This window comes from Photobacterium sp. R1, from assembly GCF_054600795.1.
This window is the reverse complement of the sequence record NZ_BAAHZP010000065.1, coordinates 1-523: the sequence shown is the minus strand read 5'-3', so window position 1 is coordinate 523 and position 523 is coordinate 1. Positions and strand designations below refer to the sequence as shown.

1 protein-coding gene is annotated in these 523 nt (G+C 54.9%); it reads left to right on the top strand.

Features of this window, described 5'->3' with window-relative positions; translation table 11 throughout:
* The coding region (locus ACYP03_RS23960) for an efflux RND transporter periplasmic adaptor subunit (RefSeq protein WP_459782357.1) at nucleotides 1–523 on the top strand (523 nt) is incomplete at both ends.

Here is a 523-nt window from a genome sequence, read left to right as displayed (position 1 = left end):
GATCACCGCAAAAGTGACGGAAAAAGTCGATGGTATCCATTTTGAAGACGGCCAGCAGGTGAGGGTGGGGGAGTTGTTGCTCACATTGACCTCGGGCGAACAACAAGCCAAAGTCAGGGCGGCGCAGGCCAATCTTGAAGAACAAAGACGGGAATACAAGCGCATTGAAGGTCTGGTTCGCCGTAATACGGTGGCCCGTTCTGAGCTGGATAAACTGCGGACAGGAATCGAAGTGGCCAGGGCGATTCTGGCCCAGAATCAGGCTGAGCTGGAAGCCAGAACCCTTTTGGCGCCTTTTTCCGGCGGGTTGGGGTTTCGCCAGATCAGCCAGGGAGCGTTAGTGACGCCCGGTATGGTGGTCACCACCCTGGACGCTCTGGATACGGTTAAACTGGATTTTTCTGTGCCTGAACGCTTTCTCGGCCAGATTAATCCTGACGCTAAGGTGGAAGGAAGCGTCGCCGCTTTTCCCGATCAGGTTTTTTCCGGCAAGGTTTCGACGATAAACAGCCGGGTTGATCCA